Genomic DNA, 13,124 nt, shown 5'->3' on the forward strand with positions numbered 1-13,124 from the left:
TGACGGAACGGGCCGCCGGAAGGCGGAGTGCCGGTTCCGCAGCCCGGGGCTAGTCGTCGCCGCCGGCACCGCCGAAGAATCCGCCGAAGCCGCCGCCGTCCCCGCCGTCACCGCCGCCGTTGCCGCCCGGTGCGGCGATGGTGACCAGGGTGACGGCCTGGCCCTTCTTCACCTGTTCGCCCGCGGCCGGCGAGGTGTTGATCACCACGGCCTTGTCGTCGTCCGGGCCGGTGAAGCCGCCGATGGTGAGCCCGGCGTCCTGCAGGGTCTTCTTGGCGTCCTTGACGCTCTGGCCCTTCACATCCGGCATCGGGAACTGCTCGGCGGCCTTGGCGATCTGGATGTTGACGGTCGAGCCCGCCGCGACCTGCTCGCCCGGCCGGAAGCTCTGCGAGACGATGGTGCCCGGCTCGGCGTCCGACTCGACCTCGCTCTGCTCACCCAGCACCAGACCGGCGCCCTCGAGGATCGTCTTGGCCTCGTCCGGCCGCTTGCCCGTGAGATCCGGGACGGTGGACTGCTCCGCCTCCTTGGCGACGGAGAGGGTGATGGTCACGTCCTTCGCCCGCTCACTGCCCGCCTTGGGGGACTGCTCGATGACCGTGCCCGGGGTGCGCTCGGAGACCACGTCCTTGCGCTGGATGTTCTCGAAGCCCTTGTCCTCCAGATCGGACTTGGCCTCGTCGAACTTGGCCCCGATGACATCCGGGACGGAGATCTTCTCCGGGCCGGAGCAGACGGTCACGGTGACCGTGTCGCCCTTGGGCACCTCGGTCTCCGGCTCCGGCGACTGCTTGATGACGTCGCCCTTCTCACCACTCTCGCAGGGTTCGCTGCCGCCCTTGGCGATCTCCAGATCGGAGTTGAGGACGCGCTCCTCCGCCTCCTCGTAGGACTTGCCGATCAGGTTCGGGACGGGGCGGTCGTCGTCGGGGCTGCTGCCGAAGATTTCCCGGCCGATGAAGATCGCGCCGATGAGGACCAGCAGCCCCGCGACGACGAGCAGGATCGTCGAGGTGTTGGTCTTCTTGGCCGCGCCGCGGCGCCGGTCGGGCCGCTCGTCGTAGCCGAAGCCGCCGTCGTCGTCGCGCATCGGCGGCAGCATGCTCGTCTGCCCGCCCGCGCCCTGGGCCGGGAGGGCGGTGGTGGGCTGGTCGGCGCCGTAGGCCGCGCCGTAGCCGACGGCACCCATGGCGGCGGTGGCGGCGACGGGCTGGCCGTCGAGGGCGGCCTCGATGTCGGCGCGCATCTCGTCGGCCGACTGGTAGCGGTAGTCCGGGTCCTTCGTGAGCGCCTTGAGGACGATGGCGTCCATCTCCGGCGTGATCTCGGGATCGAAGGTGCTCGGCGGCTGAGGCTCTTCACGGACGTGCTGGTAGGCCACGGCCACGGGTGAGTCGCCGACGAACGGTGGCCGCACCGTGAGCAGTTCGTAGAGGAGACAGCCGGTGGAGTAGAGGTCGGAGCGGGCGTCGACCTGCTCGCCCTTCGCCTGCTCCGGGGAGAGGTACTGGGCGGTGCCGATGACGGCGGCGGTCTGCGTCATCGTCATGCCGGAGTCGCCCATGGCGCGGGCAATGCCGAAGTCCATGACCTTGACCTGGCCGGTGCGGGTCAGCATGACGTTGGCGGGCTTGATGTCGCGGTGGACGATGCCGGCCCGGTGGGAGTACTCCAGCGCCTGGAGGACCCCGATGGTCATCTCCAGTGACCGTTCGGGCAGCAGCTTCCGCCCGGAGTGCAGCAGCTCCCGCAGCGTGGAACCGTCGACGTACTCCATCACGATGTACGGGATGGAGACGCCGTCCACGTAGTCCTCGCCCGTGTCGTACACGGCGACGATGGACGGGTGGTTCAGGGAGGCGGCCGACTGGGCCTCGCGGCGGAACCGGGCCTGGAACGACGGGTCGCGGGCGAGGTCCACCCGCAGGGTCTTCACAGCGACGGTACGGCCGAGCCGGGTGTCGTGGGCGAGGTACACCTCGGCCATGCCACCACGGCCGAGCACCGAGCCCAGCTCGTACCGGCCGCCGAGGCGACGCGGCTCTTCCATAGCTTCTCCAGCCCTCTCCGTCATTCCCGACCGCACCGACATGGGGCCCGGCGGTGTGCTGTCCGGGCATACCGTACCCGGCGCGTCTTAAGCGGTCCGGGCGTCAGGACGAGCTGATACACGACCGGTACGACAAGAAGGGCGGATCGCTTCATGGGGTGACCGAGATCACTTCTTCAGCACGGCCCGCATGACGTCTTCCGCGATCGGAGCAGCCAGCCCGCCACCGCTGACGTCGCCCCGGGCGGCGTCGGAGTCCTCGACCACGACGGCCACGGCGACCGGGGAACCCTCGTCCGTCTTCGCGTAGGAGATGAACCAGGCGTACGGCTTCTCGCTGTTGTCGACACCGCGCTGGGCGGTACCGGTCTTGCCGCCGACCGTCACCCCGGGGATCCGCGCCGCTGTGCCGGTGCCCTTCTCGACCACCGTCTCCATCGCGGACTGCAGCTTCTGCGCGTTCTCCGGCGAGAGCGGCCGGCTCATCTCCTCGGGGCTCGTCTGCTCGATCACATTGAGGTTCGGCGCCCGCAGCTCGTCGACCATGTACGGCTGCATCAGCTTGCCGTCGTTGGCGACGGCCGCGGCGACCATGGCCATCTGGAGCGGGGTGGCCGCCGTCTCGAACTGGCCGATGGCGGAGAGCGCCGTCTGCGGCTTGTCCATCTCGGTGGAGACGTTGCTGCGGCCGGCCCGGACCGGGGTGTCGATCTCGGAGTTGTTGAAGCCGAACTTCTTGGCCGTCTCGACCAGCTTGTCCCGGCCGAGATCGGCGCCGATCTTGCCGAAGACCGTGTTGCAGGAGACCCGCAGGGCCTCCCGCAGGGAGCCCTTCTCACACGTCGGGTGGGGCCCGTCGTTCTTCAGCTCGGTCTGTGTGTTCGGGAGGATGTAGGGGTCGGGGGTGTCCGTCTTGGCGTCGATGTCGTCGATCAGACCGTGCTCGAGCGCCGCGGCTGCGGTGACCACCTTGAACGTCGAGCCCGGGAAGAAGGTCTCGCGCAGTGCCCGGTTGTGCATCGGCTTGTCCGGGTCCTTGAGGAGCTTCTGGTAGTTCTCGCCCTCCTCCTCGCTCATGCCGGCGATGTCGGAGGGGTCGTAGCTCGGGGCGCTGGCGAGGGCGAGGATCGCGCCGGTGGACGGGTTGATCGCCGCCACGGCGCCCTTCTTGTCGCCCAGACCCTCGAACGCGGCCTTCTGCGCCTTGGCGTTGAGCGTGGTGACGACCTGGCCGCCGGTCTTCTCCTTGCCGGTGAGCATGTCGATCGTGTTGGTGAAGAACAGCCGGTCGTCGTTGCCGGTGAGGATGCCGTCGTAGAGCTTTTCGAGCTGGTTGGCGTCGTAGACCTGGGAGGCGTAGCCGGTGACCGGCGCCCACATCTCACCGTTCTTGTATGTGCGCTTGTACTTGAAGTCGCCGCTGTCGGTGGTGGTGGAGCCGGTGATGGCCTTGCCGTCGACGATGATGTCGCCGCGCGGCACGCTGTACCGCTCGATGGCGACTCTGCGGTTGTGCTTGTCGCTCTGCAGTTCGTCGGCCTGGACGAACTGCACCCAGTTGACGCGGACCAGCAGGGCCAGTATCAGCAGGCCGCAGAAGATCGCTACACGGCGGAGTGGCTTGTTCACGTTCGGACCACCTGGGTCATCTCGGCGTCGGTGGACGGTGCCGGGGCGGGGGCCGGGCGGCGGGCGGTGTCGCTGATTCTCAGCAGGATGGCCACGAGCGCCCAGTTGGCGATCACGGAGGATCCGCCCTGGGCGAGGAACGGCAGGGTCATACCGGTCAGCGGGATGAGGCCGGTGACGCCGCCGGCGACGACGAACACCTGGAGGGCGAAGGCTCCGGCGAGGCCCACGGCGAGCAGCTTGCCGAAGGGGTCGCGGGCGGCGAGCGCGGTGCGCATCCCGCGCTCGATCAGCAGGGCGTAGAGCACCAGGACGGCCATGACGCCGGTGAGCCCCAGCTCCTCGCCCACGGTGGCCAGGATGTAGTCGCTCTTGGGGGCGATGCCGCCGATGAGGCGGGAGTAGCCCTGGCCGAGACCGGAGCCGAGGATGCCGCCCGCGCCGAAGGTGTACATGGCCTGCGCGGTCTCGGTGACCCCGCCGTCCTGCAGCTCCAGCGGGTTCAGCCAGTTGTGGACCCGGCTCTGGACGTGGGAGGCGAAGGAGGCGACGGCGACGGCGCCCACGGCGCTGAGGGTCAGGCCGAAGACGACCCAGCTGGTGCGCTCGGTGGCCACGTACAGCATGATCACGAAGAGGCCGAAGAAGAGCAGCGAGGTGCCGAGGTCGGTCTCGAAGATCAGGATCATCAGGCTGAGCGCCCAGATGACGATGATCGGGCCGAGGTCCCGGCCGCGGGGCAGGTACATGCCCATGAAGCGGCGGCTGGCGAGGGCGAGGGCGTCCCGCTTGACCATCAGGTAGCCGGCGAAGAAGACCGCGATGATGATCTTGGCGAACTCGCCCGGCTGGAGCGAGCCGACGCCCGGAATGGTGATCCAGATCCGGGCGCCGAAGCGGGCCGGGAAGAACATCGGCAGGATCAGCAGGATCAGCGCCACCACCATGGAGATGTAGGTGTAGCGCTGGAGCACCCGGTGGTCCTTGAGGAAGAACAGCACGCCGAGGAAGAGGGCGACGCCGAGGGTGGACCACATCAGCTGGCCGGGCGCCATCGCGCCGCCGAGCTGCGGGGTGGTGATGCTCGGCTCCAGGTCGAGCCGCCAGATCAGCACCAGGCCGAGGCCGTTGAGGAGGGTGGCGATCGGCAGCATCAGCGGGTCGGCGTACGGCGCGAACTTGCGCACCATGAAGTGGGCTATGCCCGCCAGCAGGCCGAGGCCCGCGGCGTAGCCGAGGACCCCCGCGGGGACGGTGCCCTCCTTCGCCAGGCCCACGTTGATGTAGGCGAAGACGGGGATGAGCACGGCGAAGACGAGCAGCGCCAGCTCGGTGTTGCGCCGGCTCGGTGCGCCCATCGGCCCGATGGTGGTGGTGTTGGCTGAACTGCTCATGGCTGGCCCCCTACGGCTGCGTGCTGTCGCACTGCTTGGCCAGCCGTTGCTCTTCCTCCGAAAGGCTGGGGCCCGGCGACGGAGTGGCGGCCCTGCTGGCGTCGTTGTCCTGGTCCTCGGTGCCGGTCCGGTCGCCCGGGGCGCCGGCCTCCTTCTGCCGTTCCTCGGCTTCCTTCTCCTGGGCGGCCTGTTCCTCGGCGGCGGCCTGCTGTTCGGCCTTCTTGCGGCAGGCGGTGGCCTGCTTGCCGAGGTCGCCGACCTTGTCGCGGGCCTGCGAGAGGCTCGCGACCGCGATGGTCTCCTTGACCTGGTTGCGCTGGTAGACCGGAAGGTACTTGAGTTCGATCTCGGGGTGGTCCTCGTGGACCTTGTTGAGGCTGATCCAGGCGAGGTCCTGGCTGATCCCCTGGTAGAGCGCGACGTGCTCGCCCTCGGTGCCCACGTAGTACTGGGTCTGGGTCCAGCGGTATCCGGCGTAGAGGCCGCCGCCGAGGACGCCCAGGACGAGGACGAGCCCCAGGGATCTCTTGAGCCACTTGCCGCGCCGCGGCTTGCCCGGATCACCGCCGGCGTAGTCGCCGTAGGCGCCGTCACCGGGCGGGTCGCCGACGGGGGCGCCGCTGCCGGGCGGGCCGAAGCCGCCCGCCGGGGCGCCGGGGTTCTGGCCCTGCTGGGGCACGCCCCGGCCGAGGCCGGCCGCGCGCCCCGCCGGGGTCTGCATCGCGCCGTTGTCGCCGAGCTGCGCCTGGTTCTCGGCGACGGCGCCGACCACCACGGGGGTGTCGTTGAGCCGGCCGGAGAGGGTGTCGGTGCCGTCCACGTCCAGGACGTCGGCCACGATGCAGGTGATGTTGTCGGGTCCGCCGCCGCGCAGCGCGAGCTGGATGAGCTCCTGCACGGTCTCGTGCGGGCCCTGGTAGCCGGCGAGGGTGTCCTCCAGCGTCTGGTGGCTGACGACGCCGGAGAGCCCGTCGGAGCAGATGAGGTAGCGGTCGCCGGCCCGGACCTCGCGGATGGAGAGATCGGGCTCGACGTGGTCGCCGCTGCCCAGCGCGCGCATCAGCAGGGAGCGCTGCGGGTGGGTGGTGGCCTCCTCTTCCGTGATCCGGCCCTCGTCCACCAGCCGCTGGACCCAGGTGTGGTCCTGGGTGATCTGGGAGAGGACGCCGTCGCGGAGGAGATAGGCGCGGGAATCGCCGACGTGGACCAGGCCGAGGCGGCGGCCCGTCCACAGCAGCGCGGTGAGGGTGGTGCCCATGCCCTCCAGCTGCGGGTCCTCCTCGACCATCACGCGCAGCTGGTCGTTGGCGCGCTGCACGGCCGTGCCGAGGGAGGTGAGGACGTCCGAGCCGGGCACGTCGTCGTCGAGCTGGACGAGGGTGGAGATCACCTCGGAGCTGGCGACCTCGCCCGCCGCCTGACCGCCCATGCCGTCGGCGATGGCGAGGAGGCGGGGGCCGGCGTAACCGGAGTCCTCGTTGCCCTCGCGGATCATGCCTTTGTGCGATCCGGCGGCGAAGCGCAGTGACAGACTCATGCGCACCTCGCCTGTCGGCTCCGGGTACATCCGCACGGTGCCCACCCTCCGGTCGGGAGCGCGCGGGAGTCCCCTGCCGGGACGGTCCCGGCGGCTGTGTCCGCCGGGGCGCGCTCGCTCCGCTCGCTCATTGTCTTACTACTTCCGCAGCTCGATGACGGTCTTGCCGATGCGGATCGGCGCACCCGGCGGAATCGGCGTCGGCGCGGTGAGTCGGTTCCGGTCGAGATAGGTGCCGTTGGTGGAGCCGAGGTCCTCGACGATCCACTGGCCGTCCCGGTCCGGGTAGATCCTGGCGTGCCGGCTGGAGGCGTAGTCGTCGTCGAGCACGATGGTCGAGTCGTGCGCGCGGCCGAGGCTGATGGTCTGCCCCTGCAGCGCGACGGTGGTGCCCGTCAACGTGCCCTCGGTGACGACGAGTTTGGTCGGGGCGCCACGCCGCTGCCGGCCCCCGCCGCGGCCGCCCGTCTGCTGGCGCGGGGGCTGCGGCGGACGGGCCGCCGGGGCCGCGCGGCCGGGCTCGGCGCCGCGGCGTGCCGCGCGCTGCGTCACGCGGGTGCCGAACAGATCGCTGCGGATGACCTGTACGGCCACGATGACGAACAGCCACAGTACGGCGAGAAAACCCAGCCGCATGACCGTCAGGGTCAGCTCTGACATTGCCCCCGCTTCACCCTTCGGCTTGCCGGTAAACGATGGTGGTACTGCCCACGACGATTCGCGAGCCGTCGCGGAGCGTAGCGCGGGTGGTGTGCTGTCCGTCCACCACGATGCCGTTGGTCGACCCGAGATCCTGGATCACCGTGGGCGTACCCGTCCGGATTTCACAGTGCCGGCGGGAGACTCCGGGGTCGTCGATGCGGACGTCGGTCTCGGTGCTGCGGCCGAGGACCAGCGTCGGACGGGAGATCTGGTGGCGGGTGCCGTTGATCTCGATCCAGCGGCGGGTCTGCGCGCCGGGCAGCGGTGCCGCGCCGGGCAGCCGCGACACCGGCGCCGGACCGGGCGGAGGGCCGGGCGGCGGCGAGGACGGCATCGGCGGCGGACCGCCGGGCTGCGCCGGATAGCCGCCGGGGTGCGGCGCCGCGGCGGGGCGGCGGCCGGCCGGGGCCTGGGACTCGCTGGAGGCGAGGGTGCGGCTGCGGACCCGGTACAGACCGGTGTCGAGGTCCTCGGCCTTCTCCAGATGGACCTGGACCGAGCCCATGAAGGTGTAGCGCTGCTGCTTGGCGTAGTCGCGGACCATGCCGGACAGTTCGTCGCCCAGCTGGCCGGAGTACGGGCTGAGGCGCTCGAAGTCCGGTGCGCTCAGCTCGACGATGAAGTCATTGGGCACGACCGTCCGCTCGCGGTTCCAGATGGTCGCGTTGTTGTCGCACTCGCGCTGGAGCGCGCCGGCGATCTCGACCGGCTGCACCTCGGACTTGAACACCTTGGCGAAGGTGCCGTTCACGAGACCCTCGAGACGCTGCTCGAAGCGCTTCAGTACTCCCACTGGGCACCTCCTTCCCTGACCCGTGCCGCAACCCGCCGCTGGTACTGCCTACTGATCGTATCCACGAGCCGCAAACACGACTGGTTCCACATCCCGCCCCTGCCTGTCAGTGTCGCCGCTCACAGGATCGTAGAGGCGGCTGCCAACAGTGTCCCGCAACCTGCGGGGTGCTCGGGCGGTCGGGGGCGGGAAAGCGGAGCTCCGGGAGAAGATCGCGGGACGGATGGGGAGAGAGCGGACGCGCGGGGCGGGGAACGCGGCCGGCGCGGGCCCTGCGCCGGGTCGCGCGGAGGCGCCGGAACGCATGTGAAGTCACCCTGGCCGGCGTGCTAATCTTCTGGATGTCGGAAGGCGCTCACACACCACCGGCCCGAGAGGGTCCGGGAGATGTGAGAGAATCGTTCGGCAGCACCCATGCGCGGGTGGCGGAATAGGCAGACGCGCTGGATTCAGGTTCCAGTGCCCGAAAGGGCGTGGGGGTTCAACTCCCCCCTCGCGCACGCATGAGGTATCGGTAACGGGCCTCTCCGAGTGACACATGTCGCTCGGAGAGGCCCGTTTCGCGTTGCCGGGGCCGGGGCCGGGGCCGTTGCGGACGCCGGAGCGCGGCGCAGGGCGGCAGGCCCGGTCCGCGCAGGCGCGGTCCGGTGTCCGTCCGCGTCGGCACGTGACCGGCGAGCTGGGAGGCGGGCGCGGAAACCCCGTCCATGGGGGTGAACGGTGCGCGGCCCCGGCGGGTCAGCGACCGGGGGTCCCCCGTGGTCGTCCCACACTCGGACGGTGCTGGTCACCAGGGGCCCGGGGCCGGTACACGGCCGCCCGGTGCCGGACCGCGCATCCGGTCGGGGCGTTCCCGTGACGGCCTCGTCCGCCCGTCCGGGCGGTGGGGGGCCCGGGCTTCGGCCGGGCCCGCGGCGTCGCCTCACCGTTCCGGCGGACGCGTCCTCAGCGGCCCTCCGGCGGACGGCCGCTGAGGAGATGAAGGAGGAAGCGGCCGTGTCCCACCCGGCACGTGATCACCGTGATGCCGCGGACCACCCGGCCGGCGACAGCGGCAGGCACGGCACCGTCGTACTGGAGACGGGCGGGCTGCAGTGGGCGTCGCAGCAGAGCACCGTGACCGCCGTCCTGAAACGCCGGCCCGGCGTCCTGGAGGTCGAGGCCAACCCGGTCGCGCAGACGGCCACCGTCGTCTTCGACCGGGAACGCACATCACTGGCCGAGTTGCGGCGCTGGGTGACCGAGTGCGGATATCACTGCGCGGGTCAGTCCGTCCCCGGTCACATCTGCGACCCGTTGACCGACCCCGGCCGGACTCCCGCCGAACGGGCCGCCGGCCGGCCCGCGGAGCCCGGGGCTCCCGCCGGGGCCGGGGAAACGCGTGCACCGCGGGAGGCGATGGGACACGGTGGCCACGGTGAGACCTCCATGGCCGCCATGGTGGCCGGCATGCGCAACCGCTTCCTGGTGGCCGTGCTGTTCTCGGTTCCCATCGTGATCTGGTCTCCGATCGGTGAGGAAGTCCTCGGCCTGCACGCCCCCGTGCCGTTCGGGTTGCGGCAGGACGTGTGGGCGCTGTTGCTGAGCCTGCCGGTGATCTTCTACTCGTGCACGGTTTTCTTCGGCGGCGCCGTACGGGCCCTGCGGGCGCGGACCCTGGACATGATGGTGCTGGTGGCGGTCGCCGTCGGCTCGGGCTGGCTGTACTCACTGATCGTCACGCTCACCGGCGGTGGTGAGGTCTTCTACGAGGCGGCCACCGTCCTGGCGGCCTTCGTGCTGCTGGGCCACTGGTTCGAGATGCGCGCCCGGGGCGGCGCCAACGACGCCATCCGCACCCTGCTGGACCTCGCCCCGCCCGGGGCGCTCGTTGTCCGCGACGGTGAGCCGGTGGAGATCCCCACGGCCGAGGTCGTGGTGGGGGATCTCCTGCTCGTCCGCCCCGGTGCCAAGATCGCTGTCGACGGCACCGTGGAGGAGGGCGAGAGCGAGGTCGACGAGTCGATGGTCACCGGTGAGAGCCTGCCGGTGCACAAGGCCCCCGGCTCGGAGGTCGTCGGCGCCACCCTCAACGCCAACGGCACCCTGCGGGTGCGGGCCGGCCGGGTCGGTTCCGACACCGCGCTGGCCCAGATCGTCCAGCTCGTCCAGGAGGCCCAGAACTCCAAGGCGCCCGGCCAGCGGCTGGCCGACCGGGCCGCCTTCTGGCTCGTACTCCTCGCCCTGATCGGCGGCCTGACGACGCTGGGTGTCTGGCTGCTGCTCACCGACAGGACCTTGGGCGCGGCGATGCTCTTCGCGATCACCGTCGTGGTCATCACCTGCCCGGACGCCCTGGGCCTGGCCACTCCCACGGCGATCATGGTGGGTACGGGGCTGGGAGCGGGCCGGGGTGCGCTGTTCAAGAACGCCTCCGCCCTGGAGACCTCTGCCGGGATCCACACCGTGGTCATGGACAAGACCGGCACCCTGACCAAGGGCGAACCGGAGGTCACCGACGTCATCACCGCGCAGGACTTCGGCGAGGACGAACTGCTGCGGCTCGTCACGGCGGTGGAACGGGAGTCCGAACACCCGCTGGCGGAGGCCGTCGTCCGCTGTGCCGCAGACCGGGGCGTGGTGGCCCCGAAGGCCGGCGGCTTCGAGAACGTGCCCGGCCACGGGGCGACCGCCGTCGTGGACGGCCACCGGGTCGCGGTCGGGAACCGCCGCCTGGCCGAACGCGAGGGCGTTGATCTGGGCCCCCTGGCCGCACGGCGGGAGGAACTGGCCGCCACCGGCCGCACCGTCGTCATCGCCTGTGTCGACGGCCGGGCGGCCGGGCTGATCGGCATCGCCGACGCGCCCCGGGAGACCTCGGCCGGCGCCGTGCGCGCTCTGCACGACCTGGGCGTCGAGGTGGTGATGCTCACCGGCGACAACCGGGCCACCGCCGAACGGATCGCGCGGCGACTCGGCATCGACACCGTCATCGCCGAGGTCCTTCCCGGGGACAAGGCCGCCCGGATCGCCGAGTTGCAGCGCGGCGACCGGAAGGTCGCCATGGTCGGCGACGGTGTCAACGACGCCCCCGCTCTCGCTCAGGCCGATCTCGGCATCGCCATCGGCGCGGGCACCGATGTCGCCATCGAGACCGCCGACCTCGTGCTGATGCGCTCCGACCCGCTCGACGTGCCCACCGCTCTGCGTATCGGCCGCGGAACCCTGCGCAAGATGCGGCAGAACCTCGGCTGGGCCATCGGCTACAACGCCGTGGCCCTGCCGATCGCGGCGGGGGTCTTCGAGCCGGCGTTCGGCCTGGTCCTCCGGCCGGAGATCGCCGCGCTGTCCATGTCCGGTTCCAGCGTCATCGTCGCCCTCAACGCCCTGGCCCTGAAACGGCTGCGGCTGCCGGGGAGCGGAGCTGAGGCGTGATCCGTACCGGCTGCAGGAGGGCATGACCGTTCGACGGTTCGGCGGTGAGGGGAGCGGAGGGCCCGAGAGGGCGTGCGGCCTCCGCCGCAGCGCCGGTCCGGCCCGGCCCGGCCGGCATCCGGCCGGGCGAAGCTGGCACGACCCGGCCTGTCCGGCCCGTCCCGTGCGGGCCCCGGGCCGGGGGATGCCACCGGGCCCTCCCGGCGGGCCGGGGCACCGGACCCGCCGCTTCAGCCCCGTCGTGAACCCGCCGTTCTTGCGGAGGAGTTCGGTGCTGGAACGGTCAAGTGGCTAGGATCACGGCATGATTACGGCCCGGCCGCCTTTCGGTACGCGGCGGTTCCGCTCCTGGGCGGAACCGCTGCGGGTGCTGTGGTTGGCCGCGCTGGTGTTCGGCGTGGTGTACGCCCACGCGGTGAGCACGGAGGGCGTGACGGGCCACCTCGCGGTACCCGCGCCCGCGTCGGCCGCCATGAGCCCCGTGACCCAGGTGAGCGGGACGGGGCCCGGCGCCGGCAGCGGGCCGCAGGTGATCGAGGGCACGGCGCCGGAGCGCCATGGAGGTGGCCGCGGCCACGACTCTTCCCACCCGGTGCAGGAATGCGTGCCCGGACAGCCGCAGCAGGGCCCCGGATCGGGAGCTCCGTGCGCCTCCGCGCCCGCCGGTGAAGGGAACATCCCGCACATGGCGCCCAGCGGGCTCTTCCCGGGTGGCTCGGTGGCCGCCGAGCCACCGCCGGTGGATTCCTCCAGATCGGCCGTACTGCGGATCTAGCATCCGGCGCTCTTCCCACCGGTTACGCCGATGCCCTGGTCCGCCGCATCCCGCGGCCCGGCCGTCTCCGGCCCCAGGGCTCCGCGCCTCCGGTCACCGGCGTCCGGCTTCTCGTCAACTCCTCTCCCGCCGCCCCTCGGCGGGGTGGTCGAGCGAGCCCGGCGCCGCGCCCCGAGCCGTCCGTCACCGCCCGTACGCCCCCTTTTCCGGCCGCATGCCGGGAAGGCGGCCGCTCCGCGGAGGACCTGTGCCGACCCGCTTCCGTACCCCCCGGATCTCCCCCGTACCCCGTGTCTCCACCGCTCGGCCCGGGCCGTACCGGCTTCTCTCGCTGGTGCTCGGCGGGTTGCTGCTGACCGCCTTCGACTGCGCGGTGCTTCTGCACGGCCCCGGCCACGCGGACGGCACGGCGGCCCGCGCCGTTTCCGGACCCGCCCCGTTCCACCCCTCGGACCACCGCAACGCGCACGATCCCGACGCCGACGCCGACGCCAACCACGCCCACGCCCACGACGCGGTCGGAGCGGAGCGCGCGGGGCCGGATCCGGCCGAGCCGGCCCGTCCCGGCGACTCGTGTTCCCCGCCGGGACCCGCCGCTGTGCCCCACAGCCGTGCTCTGTCACCGGTCCCCGGCCCGGCCGCCCCGGCCGTCCCGCCGGCGGCGACCGCGGAGACGGCGCCCGGCGGTGCGGCGCTGTGGCCCGCTCCCCCCGAGGCCCGAAGAACGCTTTCCGGCCGGTCCACGCTCCGCGTCGTCTGCCGGTGGCGCATCTAGACCGCCCGGCAGCCGTGAGAAACCGGCTGCCGCGTGCCGCCGGCCGGCCCCC

Annotated in this window: 9 protein-coding genes and 1 tRNA gene; 4 read left to right on the forward strand and 6 right to left on the reverse strand. The window is 71.6% G+C overall.

The window, feature by feature from the left end:
* Positions 1 to 49: 49 nt before the first annotated feature.
* The 6 genes from pknB to LIX60_RS15505 all read right to left on the reverse strand — a co-directional run bounded on the left by pknB (position 50) and on the right by LIX60_RS15505 (position 8,108).
* On the reverse strand, positions 50 to 2,053 hold the full coding sequence (gene pknB / locus LIX60_RS15480) for a Stk1 family PASTA domain-containing Ser/Thr kinase (RefSeq protein WP_227958927.1): 2,004 nt from the start codon (positions 2,051 to 2,053) through the stop codon (positions 50 to 52).
* 168 nt (positions 2,054 to 2,221) lie between these two features.
* Positions 2,222 to 3,682 (reverse strand): penicillin-binding protein 2, encoded by a 1,461-nt coding sequence (locus LIX60_RS15485; RefSeq protein WP_227958928.1) that lies wholly within the window; start codon positions 3,680 to 3,682, stop codon positions 2,222 to 2,224.
* The gene (locus LIX60_RS15490; protein WP_227958929.1) at positions 3,679 to 5,076 is read right to left on the reverse strand and encodes an FtsW/RodA/SpoVE family cell cycle protein; all 1,398 of its coding nucleotides are present in this window, start codon (positions 5,074 to 5,076) and stop codon (positions 3,679 to 3,681) included. Before LIX60_RS15490 ends, LIX60_RS15485 begins: the two co-directional genes overlap by 4 nt.
* Positions 5,077 to 5,086: 10 nt before the next feature.
* The gene (locus LIX60_RS15495; RefSeq protein ID WP_265584865.1) at positions 5,087 to 6,613 is read right to left on the reverse strand and encodes a protein phosphatase 2C domain-containing protein; all 1,527 of its coding nucleotides are present in this window, start codon (positions 6,611 to 6,613) and stop codon (positions 5,087 to 5,089) included.
* Positions 6,614 to 6,751: 138 nt separating this feature from the next.
* Positions 6,752 to 7,273, reverse strand: coding sequence for an FHA domain-containing protein (locus LIX60_RS15500; RefSeq protein ID WP_043466399.1), 522 nt, complete (start codon positions 7,271 to 7,273; stop codon positions 6,752 to 6,754).
* Positions 7,274 to 7,283: 10 nt separating this feature from the next.
* Positions 7,284 to 8,108: a DUF3662 and FHA domain-containing protein gene (locus tag LIX60_RS15505; RefSeq protein WP_043466396.1), complete on the reverse strand. Its 825-nt coding sequence runs from the start codon at positions 8,106 to 8,108 to the stop codon at positions 7,284 to 7,286.
* Positions 8,109 to 8,524: 416 nt separating this feature from the next.
* Between LIX60_RS15505 and LIX60_RS15510 the strand changes: the two genes are divergently transcribed.
* The 4 genes from LIX60_RS15510 (at position 8,525) to LIX60_RS15525 (ending at position 13,072) form a co-directional block, all read left to right on the forward strand.
* A tRNA-Leu gene (locus tag LIX60_RS15510) sits at positions 8,525 to 8,608 on the forward strand.
* Positions 8,609 to 9,104: 496 nt separating this feature from the next.
* Positions 9,105 to 11,522 carry a cation-translocating P-type ATPase gene (locus LIX60_RS15515; protein ID WP_227958931.1) on the forward strand — a complete coding sequence of 806 codons (2,418 nt, stop codon included), beginning with the start codon at positions 9,105 to 9,107 and terminating at the stop codon, positions 11,520 to 11,522.
* A gap of 304 nt (positions 11,523 to 11,826) precedes the next feature.
* The gene (locus tag LIX60_RS15520; protein WP_227958932.1) at positions 11,827 to 12,297 is read left to right on the forward strand and encodes a hypothetical protein; all 471 of its coding nucleotides are present in this window, start codon (positions 11,827 to 11,829) and stop codon (positions 12,295 to 12,297) included.
* Positions 12,298 to 12,544: 247 nt separating this feature from the next.
* A complete protein-coding gene (locus LIX60_RS15525; protein WP_227958933.1) occupies positions 12,545 to 13,072 on the forward strand; it encodes a hypothetical protein in 528 nt (175 codons plus the stop codon).
* The last annotated feature ends 52 nt before the right edge of the window (positions 13,073 to 13,124 follow it).

Source organism: Streptomyces sp. S07_1.15 (assembly GCF_020739505.1).
GTDB lineage: Bacteria > Actinomycetota > Actinomycetes > Streptomycetales > Streptomycetaceae > Streptomyces > Streptomyces xinghaiensis.

Excerpts from the sequence above, each read along its gene's own strand:
- pknB (WP_227958927.1), bottom strand. The coding sequence starts at position 2,053 with ATGGAAGAGCCGCGTCGCCTCGGCGGCCGGTACGAGCTGGGCTCGGTG.
- LIX60_RS15490 (WP_227958929.1), bottom strand. The coding sequence starts at position 5,076 with ATGAGCAGTTCAGCCAACACCACCACCATCGGGCCGATGGGCGCACCG.
- LIX60_RS15495 (WP_265584865.1), bottom strand. The coding sequence starts at position 6,613 with ATGAGTCTGTCACTGCGCTTCGCCGCCGGATCGCACAAAGGCATGATC.
- LIX60_RS15500 (WP_043466399.1), bottom strand. The coding sequence starts at position 7,273 with ATGTCAGAGCTGACCCTGACGGTCATGCGGCTGGGTTTTCTCGCCGTA.
- LIX60_RS15520 (WP_227958932.1), top strand. The coding sequence starts at position 11,827 with ATGATTACGGCCCGGCCGCCTTTCGGTACGCGGCGGTTCCGCTCCTGG.